The organism is Psychromonas sp. KJ10-10, assembly GCF_047323245.1.
In the GTDB taxonomy this organism is placed as follows: Bacteria; Pseudomonadota; Gammaproteobacteria; order Enterobacterales; family Psychromonadaceae; genus Psychromonas.
On the sequence record NZ_CP178826.1, the window covers coordinates 3237604 to 3255424 of the forward strand.

Annotated in this window: 17 protein-coding genes, 1 pseudogene and 1 riboswitch; of the genes and pseudogenes, 14 read left to right on the forward strand and 4 right to left on the reverse strand. The window is 36.8% G+C overall.

Annotated features, from left to right (window positions below):
- Window position 1: 1 nt before the first annotated feature.
- The 4 genes from ACLKMH_RS18565 to thiB form a co-directional block, all read right to left on the reverse strand.
- A complete protein-coding gene (locus ACLKMH_RS18565) occupies window positions 2-433 on the reverse strand; it encodes an ABC transporter permease subunit (RefSeq protein WP_413699441.1) in 432 nt (143 codons plus the stop codon).
- A gap of 78 nt (window positions 434-511) precedes the next feature.
- On the reverse strand, window positions 512-1039 hold the full coding sequence (locus ACLKMH_RS18570) for a hypothetical protein (RefSeq protein WP_413699442.1): 528 nt from the start codon (window positions 1037-1039) through the stop codon (window positions 512-514).
- A 10-nt stretch (window positions 1040-1049) separates the two neighbouring features.
- Window positions 1050-1523 (reverse strand): hypothetical protein, encoded by a 474-nt coding sequence (locus tag ACLKMH_RS18575; RefSeq protein ID WP_413699443.1) that lies wholly within the window; start codon window positions 1521-1523, stop codon window positions 1050-1052.
- Between the two features lie 83 nt (window positions 1524-1606).
- Window positions 1607-2593: a thiamine ABC transporter substrate binding subunit gene (gene thiB / locus ACLKMH_RS18580; protein ID WP_413699444.1), complete on the reverse strand. Its 987-nt coding sequence runs from the start codon at window positions 2591-2593 to the stop codon at window positions 1607-1609.
- Window positions 2594-2647: 54 nt separating this feature from the next.
- Window positions 2648-2827, reverse strand: a riboswitch (TPP riboswitch).
- A 354-nt stretch (window positions 2828-3181) separates the two neighbouring features.
- On the opposite strand from thiB, the gene ACLKMH_RS18585 reads away from it, so the two are divergent.
- The 14 genes and pseudogenes from ACLKMH_RS18585 to ACLKMH_RS18650 all read left to right on the forward strand — a co-directional run bounded on the left by ACLKMH_RS18585 (window position 3182) and on the right by ACLKMH_RS18650 (window position 17817).
- The gene (locus ACLKMH_RS18585; RefSeq protein ID WP_413699445.1) at window positions 3182-4105 is read left to right on the forward strand and encodes a TAXI family TRAP transporter solute-binding subunit; all 924 of its coding nucleotides are present in this window, start codon (window positions 3182-3184) and stop codon (window positions 4103-4105) included.
- Window positions 4106-4342: 237 nt separating this feature from the next.
- A complete protein-coding gene (locus ACLKMH_RS18590; RefSeq protein WP_413699446.1) occupies window positions 4343-4576 on the forward strand; it encodes a hypothetical protein in 234 nt (77 codons plus the stop codon).
- Window positions 4577-5026: 450 nt separating this feature from the next.
- The gene (locus ACLKMH_RS18595; protein WP_413699447.1) at window positions 5027-6280 is read left to right on the forward strand and encodes a TRAP transporter permease; all 1254 of its coding nucleotides are present in this window, start codon (window positions 5027-5029) and stop codon (window positions 6278-6280) included.
- Between the two features lie 182 nt (window positions 6281-6462).
- Window positions 6463-10322, forward strand: a pseudogene (putA, locus tag ACLKMH_RS18600) (bifunctional proline dehydrogenase/L-glutamate gamma-semialdehyde dehydrogenase PutA).
- A gap of 229 nt (window positions 10323-10551) precedes the next feature.
- On the forward strand, window positions 10552-12129 hold the full coding sequence (locus ACLKMH_RS18605) for a methyl-accepting chemotaxis protein (RefSeq protein WP_413699448.1): 1578 nt from the start codon (window positions 10552-10554) through the stop codon (window positions 12127-12129).
- 5 nt (window positions 12130-12134) lie between these two features.
- Window positions 12135-12587 carry a chemotaxis protein CheW gene (locus tag ACLKMH_RS18610; protein ID WP_413699449.1) on the forward strand — a complete coding sequence of 151 codons (453 nt, stop codon included), beginning with the start codon at window positions 12135-12137 and terminating at the stop codon, window positions 12585-12587.
- Entirely contained in the window at window positions 12574-13182 is a 609-nt protein-coding gene (locus tag ACLKMH_RS18615; protein ID WP_413699450.1) for a CheR family methyltransferase, read from the forward strand. Before ACLKMH_RS18610 ends, ACLKMH_RS18615 begins: the two co-directional genes overlap by 14 nt.
- A gap of 25 nt (window positions 13183-13207) precedes the next feature.
- Entirely contained in the window at window positions 13208-13336 is a 129-nt protein-coding gene (locus ACLKMH_RS18620; RefSeq protein WP_413702395.1) for a hypothetical protein, read from the forward strand.
- Window positions 13327-13842 carry a hypothetical protein gene (locus tag ACLKMH_RS18625; RefSeq protein ID WP_413699451.1) on the forward strand — a complete coding sequence of 172 codons (516 nt, stop codon included), beginning with the start codon at window positions 13327-13329 and terminating at the stop codon, window positions 13840-13842. Before ACLKMH_RS18620 ends, ACLKMH_RS18625 begins: the two co-directional genes overlap by 10 nt.
- 77 nt (window positions 13843-13919) lie before the next feature.
- Window positions 13920-14516 carry a chemotaxis protein CheW gene (locus ACLKMH_RS18630; RefSeq protein WP_413699452.1) on the forward strand — a complete coding sequence of 199 codons (597 nt, stop codon included), beginning with the start codon at window positions 13920-13922 and terminating at the stop codon, window positions 14514-14516.
- 14 nt (window positions 14517-14530) lie between these two features.
- Window positions 14531-15304, forward strand: coding sequence for an Hpt domain-containing protein (locus ACLKMH_RS18635; protein ID WP_413699453.1), 774 nt, complete (start codon window positions 14531-14533; stop codon window positions 15302-15304).
- 68 nt (window positions 15305-15372) lie between these two features.
- A complete protein-coding gene (locus tag ACLKMH_RS18640; protein ID WP_413699454.1) occupies window positions 15373-16284 on the forward strand; it encodes a hypothetical protein in 912 nt (303 codons plus the stop codon).
- A gap of 5 nt (window positions 16285-16289) precedes the next feature.
- Complete coding sequence (locus tag ACLKMH_RS18645) at window positions 16290-17225, forward strand: response regulator (protein ID WP_413699455.1); 936 nt, start codon at window positions 16290-16292, stop codon at window positions 17223-17225.
- On the forward strand, window positions 17218-17817 hold the full coding sequence (locus tag ACLKMH_RS18650) for a chemotaxis protein CheB (RefSeq protein WP_413699456.1): 600 nt from the start codon (window positions 17218-17220) through the stop codon (window positions 17815-17817). The genes ACLKMH_RS18645 and ACLKMH_RS18650 overlap by 8 nt, the downstream gene beginning before the upstream one ends.
- The last annotated feature ends 4 nt before the right edge of the window (window positions 17818-17821 follow it).

Here is a 17821-nt window from a genome sequence, read left to right on the forward strand (position 1 = left end):
TTTAGTTTTCATGCTTAACCTTAAGCATTACTTTTTCAAATAAGGCAAAAGTCCCCACGCTTAACAATAACAAAACAAGCGCAATAACTGCCGCTGATGACATTTGATAACTTGCTAAAAGCTGTAATAGATACAGTGGTAAGGTGGTAAAATCTTGGCTACCAAATAATGCAATGGCACTTAAGTCGCCAACGGATAATACAAAGCTAATGGTAAAAGCGTGCACAATAGGTCGCTTTATTGCACGCCATTCAATTAACCTAAAGCGTTGCCAGTTCAACACACCTAAACTAATACATAATTTATCATATTGCTGTGCAATATGGAGCATGGGTTGTGCAAGGGTTTTTATCACATATGGTAGGGCCATTAACGTATTTACTGCAATAACAACAGCCCAAGCGAAGCTAAATACATTACCTCTTTCACGCAATAATAAAAAAGGCCGGTACTAATAACGATGCCAGGAGTGACTAAAATAAGGCTAGCCACTAGCTCCAACTTATCAGCCCTAAAATGAAGTTCTCGTAAGCGCCAATGACGACTGCTGATAAGAATAAAAATACCAGTCACTAATGCTAAAAAGCAAGAAAAGTGCAATAAATAGTGAATTGCCTAATGCATACCAAAAATCACTTCCCATCAACATGATTAATAACTGACTATTGATGCCACTGATAACTACCATTAATAATGGCGGTAAAACCAACACCATCACAGCGATGATCCAAAAGTAATCCCAACAACGTGCTTTATTATTATCGGCAAATATAATCTCAACTTGTAGATGTTGACTATTCATTATTGGCAAAGGTCTTGAAAAACGTTGAATAAAAATCGCAACTGCAGTACATAAGATCATTTGCCATAGCGCTAATAAAGCACCTGACTGTAAATCAAAATCGAATTTAATTGCTTGATAGATCGCGAGTTCGATAGTGGTTGATTTCGGTCCTCCACCTAATGCCATTACAGTTGCAAAACTAGTAAAACAAAGCATAAAAACCAATCCAGCAACGTGGGGTAATTGTTGACGCATGGAAGGCCATTCAAGCAAACTTAAATTTATGCCAATGAAAAATGCCTAAATGTGTCGCTAATTTATGTTGATCAGCGGGAATATTCTGTAAGGATTGTAATAATAATCGTGTTGCAAAGGGCAAATTAAAAAAGACATGCGCGAGTAAAATACCATTTAAACCATATATAGAAAATGGTAGCTCTATACCAATATAAGCTAAAGACTGGGCAATTAAGCCACTGTTTCCATAAATAGAAATTAAACCTAGTACACCAACCAAAACGGGTAAGACTAAGGTAGTTGCAAATAACTTTAGTAATAAACCTTTACCTTTAAAGTTTCGCCGAGATAAAGCATGGGCAACAGGAATAGCAAGGCCAACACTGAGTAAGGTAGATAAAAAAGATTGATAAAAACTAAAGGCGGTAACATGGCGATAATAGGGATCTCGCCAAATCGTACTTAGACTGGATTCAGGGCTATATAACAACAAAGCTGACATTGCTGTCAGCATAAAAGCTAAGATCAACCCAGCGAGAAAAACACCAGGAATGATCTGAGTTCTATTAGAAGTAAACAAGGAAGTTAATTAACTAATGCATTTTGCCATTCACGTATCCAAGTCTTACGATTTTCAGATATTTCTTCTGCTGTAAAAGACAATGATTTATTTGGCATAGTTAACATATCAAATTCCTTTGGTAACTCGACACCAGTAACTGGGTACATCCAGTTGCCTGTCGCAATGACAGATTGAAAACCGTCACTCAACACAAAGTTCATAAATTGATCTGCTAACTTTTGATTTTTACTACTTTTAACTTTAGCTACTACTTCAATCTGAGCATAGTGCCCCTCAGCAAAGTCTGCGACTACATATTGGGTATTGTTTTCAGCAATAATGTGATAAGCAGGCGATGTAGTATAGGAAAGTACCATATCAGCCTCTCCCTTTAAAAACATGTTATAGGCTTCAGACCATCCTTTTGTTACTGTCACTGTATTTTTAGCTAACTGTTTCCAAGCATCAGTGACTTTTTCACCATAAACGGATTTCATCCATAACATTAAACCTTGACCTGGTGTTGAAGTACGCGGGTCTTGATAGATAACTTTAATATCGCCCTTATTGTCAACTAGTTCCTGCAGACTTTTAGGTGGGTTTGTTAATGCTTCTTTATTATAAACAAAAGCAAAATGCCCAAAATCAAAGGGAACAAATATATCATCAGACCAACCGCCTTCTAAAATAACCTGGCTTGTATCAACATTATGTTTTGCCAAAAGGTCACTTTTTTTAGCTTCAGCCATTAAGTTATTATCTAAACCTAATACTACATCTGCTTGACTGTGTTTTCCCTCTAAACGCAAACGATTTAAAATGGAAACACCATCATCTAAACTAACAAATTCAAGCTCACAATCACATTCTGCTTCAAAGGCCGTTTTAACCTTAGGGCCTGGACCCCAATCTGAAGCAAAAGAATCGTAGGTATACACAACTAACTTATTAGCAGTTGCAGGCATTGCGAAGATTGCGCTAAAAGCGATTAGAGGAAGTATTTTTTTCACTATGTCACCCATTTAGTGTGGAATAAATAGGAAATGATGCTGATCAGAAAAGAAACATGTGATGAGCTCAATTCCTACGCCAGTATTATCTGGTTCAGGTATACGGGTTTAGTTAAATGATTAACAGTCTCAGCCAATACCTATCCTATTAAATGTGTGATCAAAATTTTAACTAGTAAAATAGATCGGCTATTTATTAAGATTGAGTATAAGTCAGCTCCCCGATGAGAATGTATATTATACCTGTTACAATTTAAGAAGCAAAATACAACCTGACTTCAGTTGAATATTTGTTTAGTTTTTTAGTAGCCATTGTTAACAATATCATTAACAACAATGCTTATGACTTCACAATTTTAATCTTTAGCCAATTCAAGACAAGCTTAAATATATGATACCCCCATCTCATAAAAATAAATTAACCATTAAATATCAATTCTTTACATGAATTTAATTTTTAACATTTAATTAACATACGTGTTTTCTAATAGTTGACTTCGTAGAGACTATGAGTAATGTGTATACCAATTGCTTAATCTGTGATTAAAAATAGAGCAGGTTAATATATTTTGTATACAAGGAGATATTATGTTTAAACGTAATTTAATGTTGGTATTATTTTTAATTCTACCTACGGTTGTTAATGCAGAAAACTATTCAATTGGTACTGGTGGTCAAAGTGGTATTTATTATCCATTTGGTGGTGCACTTGCAAAGGTATGGTCTGAACATGTACCTGATGTAAATGCAACAGCAGAAGTAACAGCAACCTCTGTTGAAAATACTATTAAAGTTGTTCGTGGCGATATGATTGCAGGTATTGCAATGGGTAACGTTGTACTTGACGCTTATAATGGTGAAGGTAAATTCCCACAAAAAATGCCCGTTAAAACATTATTCGCTTTATATCCTAACCTGATCCATGCACTAACATTAGAAAAGTCAGGCATTACTGAACTTGCACAATTAAAAGGTAAACGTATCTCACTTGGCGCTCCTGCTAGTGGTACAGCAGTTACATCTGCCGCACTATTAGAGTCGATGGGAATTGATGTAAAAAAAGATATTGATGCCGTGTACTTAAACTACTCTGAAACAACCAATGCATTAGCAAATGGTCAAATCGATGTTGGTTTTATTGTTGGTGGTCAAGGCGTGGGTGCAGTAACACAAATTGCTTTAACACATAAAATTAAAATTCTTCCAATTACTGAAGCAGAAAGCACTGCGTTCATGGCTAAATTCCCAGCTTACAGCGTTTATGATATACCAGCGGATGTGTATAACAATGTTGGTGAAGTTTCAACTTTAAGCGTTTGGAACGTGTTAGTTGTTAACGAAAAAATGAGCGATGAAATGGCTTACAACTTAACTAAAGTCGCCTATGAAAATATGGGAGATGTTCGTAAAGTAGTAAAAATGGCCGAGATGACAACCACAACGAATGCAACACGTTTGCAGGGTGTTCCTCTTCACGCTGGTGCTCAAAAATATCTTGATTCGGTTAAATAATCGCTAATTGAATAAGAAAAAATATACCAATTGTATTATTACAATTGGTATTAACTGAGCTAGAAGGAGTTAGCTAAATTTAAATTTATTGCAGATTGCAGATTGCAGAATAATGATTTCTTTTAACCAGTAAGTTTGATCTCATGAGTAACTATCAGCATAGTCACTCAAATTGAATAAAAAGGCACCTTTGCCTTTTTATTACATCTATTTTTCGAATATCCGTTAGGTGTTAATATGGACATTACAAACAATAATAATAATATTGATGATGACGATGAATTAAACCAGCCACTTGCTTATGAAAAGGTGGTCACATTATTTGGTTATCTTATCCTAGGCATTGCCGTTTCTCTTTCTGTTTTTCAAATATGGCAAGGTGTCAGTTCAACTATCTCCGCCACTTATTTTCGCCCAATACACCTATGTTGGGTATTAGTGCTCATTTTTTTACATTACCCTCTTTATTAGAAATCGTAATACCCCTTTATTTAGTTGGTAAAGTAATTGACCTTGTTTTATGTGGTTTTATCATTTTTGCGTACTTTACCGCATGTTCATTTTTGATTATAACGATGTCAATCATTTGTTTTATGGTTTACAACTTGCCGATATGATTGCAGGTGTTTCCATTATTATATTGTTAATGGAAGCGTGTCGACGCACCATTGGTTTAGTAATGGTTTTTATTGCCCTAATGTTTTTAGCCTATAGTGCCTTTGGAGATATGTTACCTAGTGATTTAGCGATTAAAGCTTATTCATTACAGGATATTATTCAATTTCAGATATTCTCTGCTAACGGTATTTTTGGCTCTGCACTAGGCATCGCGTACCACAACCGTTTTTATCTTTGTTTTATTTGGTGCTTTTTTAGAAGTGACTGGAGCAGGTAAATTCTTTATCGATTTGGCGTTTTCTATTGCCGGAAAATATCGTGGTGGGCCAGCAAAAGCAGCTTGTATTAGCCTCTGCAGGACTAGGCTCTATATCAGGCTCAGCGATTGCAAATACAGTAACTACGGGTTCCATCACTATCCCGATGATGAAAAAGCTCGGTTATAAATCAGAACAAGCGCCGGAATTGAAGCGACAAAGATCAACGGGTGGACAAATTATGCCACCTATTATGGGTGCAGGAGCCTTTGTAATGGCGCAATTTACGGGGGTTCCCTACAGCGAAATTATGATCGCCTCTATTGCACCTGCTATTTTGTACTTCTTCTGTACCCTCTTATATGTACACATTATGGCATGTAAGCTAGATCTAAAAGCAGTAAGTCGCACAGAAGCCGTTATTTCAGTGATGAAAGATGGCGCACACCATTTGTCGCCACTTATTCTTATCACCACTTTATTAATGTTGGCCTATTCTCCTTTATTAGTTGGCGTTGCTGGTTGTGTCGCAATATTACTCACAGTCGCGCTTCGTAAACACAGTCGAATTGGCTTTCGAAAATTTATTGAAGGAATGGAAAAAGGTGCATTGCTCGCCTTGCCAATTTCCGTCGCCTGTGGTGCCGCAGGAATAATAGTTGGTGTTGTTGGCCAAACGGGTATCGGTTTACAATTTACTCAGTTTGTAATGGATTTCTCTGGTGGTTATATGTTGATTGCCCTTGGACTAATCTGTTTGGTTGCTTTGGTTCTTGGTATGGGATTACCCGTTACCGCGGCTTATATTGTATTAGCGGTGATGGCTGTACCTATGTTGGGTGATTTTGGCTTGCCTTTGCTTACCTCTCATCTGATTATATTTTGGTTATCACAATCCTCTAATGTGACACCTCCTATTGCTTTAGCCGCCTTTGCCGGAGCAGGTGTTGCAAATGCTAATCCGATGAAGTCATCAGTAGAAGCATTCAAGCTTGCTGGAGGCTTATTTATTATTCCTATCATGATGGCATACAGTGACCTCGTCACTCCAGGTGCAAGTATATTTGAATTAGGATTATCAATTATTCAAACATTAACCGTTATTGTTGCCATTGCGATTTCAATTGAAGGCCACTTGTTACGTAAGCTAACCTTTGTTGAGCGTGTCTTGTCACTTTGCGCAATTCCAGTCATATTGATAAATCCTTTTGGGTTTGGTTTTGTTGGTATTATTCTAATGGCGACCTTGTTATTAATTCAATGGCGCGATAGAGAGCCAGTTAGTACAGTAGATATATAAACTACAGTAAGTATCCTTATAAAAGCCGTCACTCAATCTGTGACGGCTTTTTGCTTTTAGGCATATTGTTTTAATAGCAAAGTTTTCTGTGATAGAAAAATTTAACCCTGAGCAATTCAATATGATAACGTAGTCTTACACTGCGCTTTATTTTTTCTCGCATCGCATTTAAGGAAACAATCATGCTATTTACAGAACCACTAATCACTGATTGCCCCATTAGACAACAAATCCGTCAATTCTACCGCATCGATGAAAATACAGCGATTGAGCATATACAGCCCATCGCAGAGGTGAATGTTGGAGCTCGAAGTCGTGCTTGGGAAAGAGCACGTAAAATGGTATTAAAAATCCGCGAAGACCAAAGCGGAAATAGCGCGATTGATGCTTTATTAAATGAGTATTCTCTTTCTTCTGAAGAAGGCGTTGTTTTAATGTGTTTAGCTGAAGCTTTGTTACGCGTTCCTGATAAACATACACAAGATGAACTGATACGCGATAAAATTTCACAGGGAAAATGGAGTACACACTTAGGTGCTAGTGACTCTTTATTTGTAAATGCCTCTGCATGGGGACTATTACTCACAGGTTTCGATGGTAAATTACGCCGACAAACGCGCTAAAGAACAGTTTGGTTTATTAAAAAAGATAGTTGGTCGCTTAGGTGAGCCTGTTATTCGCAAATCAATGAATTATGCGATGAAAGTAATGGGTCAGCAGTTTGTCATGGGTGAAACTATCAAAGCAAATTACTGAACGAGCTGCCACTAAAGAGCAACAAGGATACGTATATTCCTATGACATGCTAGGCGAAGGCGCTCGAACAGAAAAAGATGCACAGTCCTATTATAGTGCCTACGAGAATGCAATTTCTGAAATAGGTAAAGTTGCTCTTGCCTCTGGTAAAAATGATCCACGTAAAGTCCCTGGCATATCTATTAAGCTTTCCGCTATTCATCCTCGTTATGAACTGGCAAATAAAAGCCGAGTAATGGCCGAATTAGTGCCCAAATTAAAACAATTATGTTTGCAAGCTAAACATCATAATATTGGCTTAACCATAGATGCAGAAGAATCAGAACGATTAGATCTTTCCTTAGATATTATAGAAACCATCTTTTTAGATGATGACCTTGGAGATTGGCAAGGATTTGGCCTTGCCTTGCAGGCGTATCAAAAGCGCGCTATTTTTGTGGTGGATTGGCTACGCTCTTTGACCTTGCGATGTAATAGAAAAATGATGGTACGACTAGTAAAAGGTGCTTATTGGGACAGTGAAATAAAACATGCCCAAAAAGATGGTCTAAAGCACTTTCCGGTGTTTACCCGTAAATCATCAACAGACGTATCTTATCATGCATGTGCCAATAAACTGTTAGCTTATCGTGATACCATCTACCCGCAATTTGCCACACATAATGCTTATACCGCAGCCCACTATCGTGGAATTGGCAGGCGAAGATAAAGCAGGGTTTGAATTCCAATGTTTACATGGTATGGGTGATTCTTTATATAATCAAATTGTCACAGAAGAAAGTATTCAATGTCGTATTTATGCGCCCGTTGGTCATCATGAAGCCCTACTTGCTTATTTGGTGCGTCGCTTACTAGAGAATGGTGCGAATTCTTCCTTTGTGAATGCGATTGTTGATGAATCCCAACCCGTTGAATCATTATTAGAAGATCCCGTCGAAAAAACACTACGACTTAAAAATAAATATAATAGTCAAATTATTCTGCCCTCTGATCTGTATCACTCAGAAAATGCTAATAGAAATGAATTAAGCCGTAAAAACTCCAAAGGTTTTGATTTAACTGATATTAATGAAATAACACGTTTGAAAACAACGCTAGATACATGGTTTATAAAACATCAGGTAAGCGAAAAGGATATTCCAGAGGACGCTGTTGCAGTTAAGAACCCTGCTAATCACAGCCAAACGATTGGTTATCATCACTTTGCCAATGAAGCACAAATGTTAACCATGATTGATAAAGCAGAAATTGCCTTTGATAGCTGGTCACAAATATCAATAGCTGATCGCGCAGCCTTGTTATATCGCGTTGCTGATATTTTAGAACTTCATATGGATGAATTAATTGGCTTATGTATTAAAGAAGCAGGTAAAGTCGCTCAAGATGGCGTAGATGAAGTTCGAGAAGCCGTCGACTTTTGCCGTTATTATGCAACACAAGCGCAGATATTAAGCGAAGATAGTCGCTTAGAAGCCCGAGGAATCATATTATGTATTAGCCCTGAATTTTCCCTTAGCGATTTACCTAGGGCAAATAACGGCGCCCATTGTCACCGGTAATACTGTGCTTGCAAAACCTGCAGAAACAAACAAGTTTAATTGCTAAGCGCGCACTTGAGTTAATGCACTCTGTTGGATTACCAGAAAATGTCGTTCAAATTATCATCGCACCCGGCCATCAGGTTGGAGCGACAATATTACCTGATAAACGTATCCAAACAGTTATGTTCACTGGTTCCACACAAACAGGTACTCTTATATCACAAACCTTAGCGGAGCGTGGTGGCGAGCAAGTACCATTTATTGCTGAAACAGGTGGTCAAAATTGCATGATTGTTGATTCAACTGCATTGCCAGAGCAAGTAGTTGATGATGTGATTTCATCAGGGTTTCAAAGTGCCGGCCAACGCTGTTCAGCCTTACGAGTTTTGTTTTTACAGGAGGATATTGCTGATAACGTGATCACCATGCTAAAGGGTGCATTAGCTGAATTAACCATTAGCGATCCTGCCATGTTGAGTACAGATGTCGGGCCTGTTATTGATCAAAAAGCACTAGATACACTTAATGCGCATGCTGAGTATATGAAAAATCACGGGAAACTATTATATCAATGTGATATTTCAAATCATGAATTAACTTCAGATAGCTCAACAAATACAAGCAATCATTTCTTTTTTGCTCCTCGTTTATACGAAATTGAAAGTATTAACATATTGAAACAAGAAGTATTTGGTCCCTGTGTACATATTGTACGTTTCAAAGGTGAACAGATTGAAGAGGTTATCAATGACATAAACAGTAGCGGTTTTGGTTTAACCATGGGCATTCATACTCGTATCGCACAACGAGCTCTCGATCTAGCAAAATTATCCCGCGCGGGTAATGTTTATATCAACCGTAATATGATTGGTGCAATTGTTGGCTCACAACCCTTTGGTGGACGCGGACTATCAGGCACTGGCCCTAAAGCGGGCGGACCAAATTATTTACCCCGTTTAATGAAAGAGAAATCGACTCCTGAGGAAAATGAAATTAATGCGCTAAATAGCTTTTTAGGCAACACAGAGCAGAGTACAGAAGATGTTAACCAAGCGAATCACTTTATGAATAAAGCGAAGGATTGTGAAAAAGCTTGGCGTCTAACTGAACTAAATACTCGCATTTCCTATGTTCGCCAACTATTAGCTAAAATTGCACAGGTCGACATTGTTGATGATTTAGCAGATAACTTAAATCAGACCCTCGCCTCTGCTCGCTCTCAGCTGATTGATATTGAAAAACATTTAAAAAAACCAAAATCATTACCTGGGCCAACGGGTGAATCAAATACGCTTTATTTAGAAAATAGAGGAAATCTAATCTGTTATGCCGATCAAGGTGTAAATTTTAATTTCTGGGTATTATCAATTGTTACCGCTTTAGCGACGGGCAACACTGTAATAGCGGTTGTATCTGAATTATTCTACCAAGAGGCATTAGCCTTTAGAGATAAGTTTATTACCACTGGTGCAAGCAAAGGCGTCTTACAGGTGGCTAAATTATGCCATTTTGACACACTACTTGCTCACCCTGCCCTATCAGGAGTCGTCGTTGATGGTGGAAGTGAAAGTAAACATTATGTGAGTAAAAAGTTAGCTCAAAGAGATGGCGCAATTTTACCTGTGATCAGCTCTGAATATTTTGATAACTTAATTCAACGTTTAGTCACAGAAAAAACCGTCAGTGTAGATACCACAGCATCTGGTGGTAACACCTCTCTTATGACATTGATTGAAGAGGATTAAACCCTAGAATATAACCAGTTTCTTATAAACATTGAAAGAAACTGGTTATATAATTCAAAACCTATTTTTCAGCTTCCCGTTAAACACCTAACATTATCAAACTTCAAAAAAACATATCAAAATAATTGTGTATATTTACTTTTATTAAATAGGGTTGTGGCTATACTAATAATTATAATTTCACTATGAGTTTATGATATGAAACAAATGTTTAACTACTGGATGCTTAATGTACGTGTATGGGTACAGCTTTACGTCATTGGCGCAATTACATTACTCGTGGTTGGTCTTGCTGGCGTCACAGGTATTCATAATATACACCAAGCACAACAACTATCGCAAGCTTGCGACCATTGCCAACCAATCCCAAAGCCACCTCAGAAATCAAATTCAAGATTGGAAAAATATCCTGTTACGTGGCTATGATACTGACTCCTACGATAAACATTTAGCGTCTATGCAAGAAAATGATCGCCTTATCAAATTAGAACTAAACCTTCTTAGCACTGAAAGTGAAAGACTTAACTTTGATCTTAAGAACCTAGGAAAGATTCAAAGCTTACAAAGCGCGATGACCAAACGTTATATAAAGGCCCTTGATTTGTATCATTCAAGTTTAACTGAAGGTGCAAAACTGGCTGACCAATATGTATCTGGTTTAGACAAAGAGCCGGTTCAGCTTCTTTATGATTTAACAACCCAGTTGCAAGAGAGCATTATAAAGAAAGATGAGTCGGCAATCATGATATCTATTTATGCCTTTTTAATAGCTATTGCACTAGTCATGCTATTGATCATTATTTATGCAAAAGCACTTAGTCAGATCATCAGAGATATTGTTAGTGTTGTTGGTAAAGTATCCGATGGTTATTTACAAAATAAATGCCCTCATGATGGCAGTAATGAGTTTGGACAACTATCCTCAGAAATAAACCAGATGTCCAGTTCATTGAAAGTACTCGCCGGTAATATGGTCAACGCGAGTACAAAACTATCAGAGTCGGTTTCTAACATGACTACTACCAGTAAAGAACAGGAATCAACTGTTTCTGAGCAGGCAACCTCTACTCAAGAAATCGTCGCCTCTTCTCAAGAGATTACTCAAACAGCAAAAGAACTACTTAACAATATGTCTGAAGTAGCTAAAGCCGTTGATCATGCCGCAGAAACGGCACAGGAAGGCCGAGAAGACTTGCAAAAGATGAACTCCATACTCGGTAAAATGGTTTCTTCATCACAAGAAATTGGTAATAAGTTATCCGTATTAAATGAAAAAATCAGCAATATCAGTTTAGTGGTCACCACGATAAATAAAGTCGCAGACCAGACCAATTTATTATCAATCAATGCGACCATTGAAGCAGATAAGGCAGGTGAAGCGGGTATTGGTTTTTCAACCGTTGCCTCAGAGATAAGGCGTTTATCGGATCAAACTGCAATTGCAACCTGGGATATTGAACAATTAGTAAAAGAAATCCAAACAGCGGTTTCATCTGGCGTGATGGGCATGGAAAAATTTCAAGCAGGCATAACTGTTGGAGTTGAGGAAATCAGTAATGTTGGTGATAAGCTCAGCGGCATTGTCGAACAGGTTGGTTATATCGGACCACATTTTATCGCAGTACATGAAGGCATGGAATCACAAACCGAAGGAGCAGAGCAAATTTCAACGGGAGTATTCCAATTAGGAGAAACGGTAACCGATTTATTACAATCTATTCGATACAGTAATAGTGCGATTGATGAAGTAGATAAAGAAGCCAAACAACTTAGTGAATCCTGTAAACGTTTTAGAGTTAAAGGGTAAACCCGATGCATTATTTGTGTTTTAAACTAGATCAAAATCGCTTTGCAATTCCATCTAAAAGCATAGATCGGGTTTTTCCATTACTGGCACTAACCGAAATGATGCAATCCCCTAGTTATATTGCAGGCTATTTTCATTACCAAGGGCAATTTATTGTTACCATAGATCTAACACAATTAATAAATGCTAGGAAATCAGCCCTGCTTATGAGCAGTCGAATTGTTGTCATTGAATTCACAGCTTCCAATGAACGTAGATACAAAATAGCTATATTAATAGAAGAAGCTCTAGAAACCCTAAAAATCACTGAGGAGAAATGGAAAAACAATCCTCTAATTTCTCAACAGAATCAAATTGGTGGAAAAATAGCTAATATTAATAACATAGCAATTCAACAAATTCTACTTGATAAATTATTCTCCGAGGACGTTTTAGCGTTAATTCATGAATTCAACTAATATGCCATTTTCGTTAATACGCCAGCAACTATTTGAACATTATGGTTGGGAGTTTGATAGTTTAACAGATCGTATGCTCGACACTGCTCTTGGGCTTCTCGCAATTGAGTTACAATTAACTAAAACAGATGTTATCAAACAATTACCCAATAACTCACAAATTAGAGAAAAATTATTAGATCACCTAGTGATCCCTGAAACGTCTTTTTTTCGTTATCCTGAATCATTTGCTTTTTTAAAAAGCATTGTTCACAAATGGTTCTTAAAAAACAAAGGTAAAAAAATTAGAATTGCCAGCATTCCCTGCGCAACAGGTGAAGAGCCCTATTCTATTGCCATGTCATTATTAGATGCAGGAATAAATTTCGAACAATTTGAAATAGATGCCTTAGATATCAGCTTGCCACTTATTCAAAAGGCGCAACTAGGTATATACTCAACAAACAAATCAATCCAATATACACAACTGTTAAACAGTAAATATGTTGATAAACATCCAGCTGGCTTACAGATAAAAACTAATATACGTAAACATATTAATTTTATTCATGGCAATATTACACAGATGCCAGCGACTTTTTTGAAAAAAATATGATATTGTTTTCTGTCGTAATCTACTCATTTACCTATCAAAAAAACATCGTCAAGACTTATTTATACAGTTAAAAAAATTATTAAAACAGGATGGAACCTTGTTTGTCGGCCCTGTTGAAGTGAACTTTTTACTCAACAAGGTTTATTGTCACTAAATAAGTCCAAAACCTATGCATTACACATGGCCACTAAACCATTAAATACAACCTTTAAAGTGGCTAATAAAAACATACCTATAATAAATAAAATGCCATTTTCTGCCAATAAGCACAAGGTCTCCAATTATAAACCTATTCGTCAGGATGCTCATTTACCTAGCAAATTCCCAGCTCGCGACACAACGCCCTTAGTTGAGAAACCTTCGGATATAATAGGAACCGCAAGAGATCTTGCCAATACAGGTCATTTTAAAGAGGCACTTCTACTCACTAGCCCAATCATTGATAGATCAAAACAAGTAGAGTTATATTTATTACATGGTGAAATTTTACTGGCATTAAAACGATTTTCAGATGCAATGCTAACCTTTAAAAAAGCCCTATATTTACAATCTAAAAACAAAGAGGCATTACATCACTTAGCATTATTATCACAACGTTTAGGTGATGATGAGAATGCTCGTCGATACTTTATACGATTAAACAGCAATTTAGAGGCATAAAAAATGAGCCAATCAATTGATATAAAAATAGATGATTGCTGGAACCGAATTGGTGCCTGGGCAGGTGAAAATAGAAATTGCGAATTATTAAAAAACATACGCATTGTATTAACTGTGATGTATTCCATGAAACAGGCAAAAAATTATTATCTCGTCCTGCTCCGTTATTAGACCCTAAAGACATAATACAAATTTCAGATAATAAATCTAAAAATATTAATAATACTTCCTACACCTTTTTCCGTATTGCACTTGAATGGTTTGCTTTGCCAACAAACAATATAATTTCCGTAATAAACCCAAGTCCTGTATGTAAAATTCCACATATGAGTAATACCATTATTGAAGGTATTGGTTATTATCAAAGCCATTCAATGCTAATAATCAATTTAGATAAATATATTTTATCGACAAAGCCAGACTCGCAAACAACAATAAATAAAAAGGAGTACCTGCGTTTTCTTCTTGTTCAATCTCGTCTTGGAAAGTTAGCCATTAGAGTTAATGAACTTTGGGGCACAGAACGTTGCTCACAAGAAAATGTAAGGATTGCAAATATTCCAGGAGACCAAGCAAACTCGTCCGTTGTTAGCCACAGAATAACCTACCAAAACGGACAAGCAAGCCTGATTGACAGCGACGCTTTAAATCAATTGATTGAAAAACAATTTTAAGGGAAATCTATCATGTGGGAGATACTGCAAAGCGATTTACGGCATTGTTTGCAAAATTTAAATCAAACCTTAATTACATGGCAAAAAAAGCACCTGAAGCAAAGAGTGTTGCCGAAATAATAAATCAATTACAAAAATTAGTTGCTGGAGGCTTATTGCTTCAAGCTAATGATCTTGTCTCATTAGTAAAGAAATCCCAAGTTTTTATCGAAGAAACGTTCGTTACAACAAGTCCCCTTAGTGAAAAGGATATTGATGTTTTACATCAGCTTAGTTTGATATTTGATCAATTAACAAAGAGTGAAAATCCACAAAAGGAATATCAACTAGCGCAACAAAACATAAATAACCTTAGTGAAACACTAACAGAAAATTTGTCTGAATCAGAGTTAGAAAAGAATAATGAAGTAGCTCATCTAACTGAAACCTCCTTTTCATCTGCTTCCGAAAAACAAACTGAACAGCTAAGTAGCGAAAAAGACAGAGCAAATATTAATATCGCAGAGATCTTTAATAAAGAGTTACAAATTGGTATTAATTTGCTTATCGAGTGTGTGCTAAAAATAGAACAGGGTAGTGCCCGTCTTAATGACTACAAAGAGATGATGCGATGTGCACATTCCCTTAAAGGAGGGGCTAGACTAGCAGGGTTAAATAATGTCGTTACACTTGCTCACAATTTAGAAGACATCTTTACCAAGGTTCAAAACGGTGAGCACAGCTTCAAAAGTGATGATATTGATATTTTAATGCGACTTATTGATATGTCGCTTCCCTTGCGACCCTAGAAGAAGAACACTCACTGACAAAAATTGACGAGTTATTAGATAAAAGCAAACAACTTTTTAAAACCCTTTTGGCAAATAAAGGCCAATCGATACAACAAAAAAATAAAAACAACGCTCAACAACATAATAACCCAGCTGATATTCATGAGCCAACTCAAGAAGTAGTATCAACAAGTCATTTTTCAGGATCCGAAGAGTACCTACAAAAAATCATTAATATTGCTAGTGATATGAAAATAGATGCGCAATTATCACTGGAAATAATGAATGACTTCCGTCGACTCTATCGTGAGCTATCTATTTTTGGCAATGATTTAAATGAATCACAACAGATTTCTGCCTTTGATAAGGATACAGAAGACTCCTTTGATGAGGACGCTTTTTCTGAAAAAACTGAATTACAAAAGTCTTTTAGACAAACAATGCAACATTGTAATGAATTATTTGAAAAGTTAGATTTATCTCATGTTGAGCACAAAAATAAAGTTAATCAATTATCTAAATCTGCACTGAATTGCCGAATGGGCCCCTTTGCAAATTGCTTAACGGGGCTGACTCGATTAGTCAGAGACTTATCCAAAAAACAACATAAAAGCGTAAATTTAAATATCCTAGGAGAAAAAACACCTATCGATCGCGATATCTTAGAAGAGCTTTCTCCTGTCTTAATACACCTAGTACAAAACAGCATTGACCATGGTGTAGCAATGCCAGTACAACGTTTAAAGCAAGACAAAAAAGAACAAGCAACACTCACAATTAGCGCGCAAGACCGAAGTGGCTACTTAATTATTAATGTGAAAGATGATGGTAACGGAATCGATCTTGACAATATTCGTAAAAAAATTGTTGAGCGAAACATGGTTGCTAAGGAAACCGCCAATAAACTATCCGATGAAGAACTTCTGTCATTTATATTTCTACCACAATTTACCTTAAAAAAGAAGTCACCCAAGTTTCAGGACGTGGTGTCGGTTTAGATGTTGTGCATAATTTTATTACCAAATTTAATGGCAAACTAAAAGTAGATAACCAATTTGGAAAAGGTGTTGATTTCGAATTTCGTTTGCCCTTATCAATGGCAACCTTACGTTGTGTGATCCTTCGTATCGAACAGGAGCTTTATGCTATTCCCGTTAACCGAATAGAACAAGTTATACCACTATCGCTAGATAAAGTTTATTACGTTGAAGGTAAAGCGACTTTCCGTTTATATGATAAAGATATTTATCTTTTTAACGGTAAAAATACATTAGGGCTAGATGGACCAGATGAAGAATCACCTTCAACCTTAGTGTTATTAAAATCAGAAAGAAATTATTTTGGTTTTATGGTTAATGAAATTATTAATGAATTAGAGCTGGTTGACAGACCTTTACCTCAAGCCCTAGGAAAACTTCGAGATGCTCGCACCGCATCAGCCCTGCCTGATGGTCGACCTATTATCATATTAGATGCGGAAGATCTGGTCACTAACATGGAAAAAATGCATTTATCAACTAAAATATCAGAACATGAAGAGCAAAAAAACAGTAGCAACAAACAGATTTTAGTTGTCGACGACTCACTCACGATTAGAGAAGTACAACGTAATATGTTAGAGGCACATGGGTATTCGGTAGATGTCGCCGTTGACGGTGTCGATGGCTGGAATCATTTACGCCAGAATAGCTATCAATTGCTTATCACAGATATTGATATGCCTCGCTTAAATGGTTGGGAGTTGCTAGACAAAGTAAAAAGCCACTCCGTATTGAGTCATTTACCTGTGATCATTGTATCTTATAAAGATAACCCAGGTGACTTTGAAAGGGGCTTACAGGCCGGCGCAGACAGTTATATCAGCAAAGGTAGTTTTCAGGATAATAGCTTTATCCAAACAGTTAACGATTTATTAGGGTACTCGCCTTCACATGAATAAAGAAATGTTTAGTACTAAAAGAACTAATCAACAGGCCCCCTTATTAGCGATTGGAGGTTCTGCAGGAGCCTTAAAGGCATTATTGATTATTCTAGCAGGATTAAAAAAAGACATGCCGATGGCTGTGGTTATTATTCAACACCTAGATATAAACCATTCAAAAGGTCTACTATCAGTTTTAAAAAATAGTTGCCCATTACCAGTGGTTTCGGCACTTGAAGGACATTCACCCACAAAGGGAACTGTTTATTTAGCACAGACAAACGATCATTTGATTATTGATTCATACGGAAATTTTCATTATCAACAACAGCCATTAGAGCAAGTCTACCGCCCCTCTGTGGATGAATTTTTTGCAAGCATTGCAATGCACTGGAAAAGTGACATTACTGCAATGCTTTTATCTGGCATGGGGGAAGATGGTGCTTTAGGCTTACTTGCACTTCGCAGACTCGGACACCATACCATAGCTCAAGAAAAATCTAGCTGTGGAGTTTTTGGTATGCCTAAAGCCGCCATCAGTCGCCAAGTCATGGTTGAAATATTAACACCAGCTCAGTTCGTTAATAAAATACACGCACTTAGCACTTAACCTA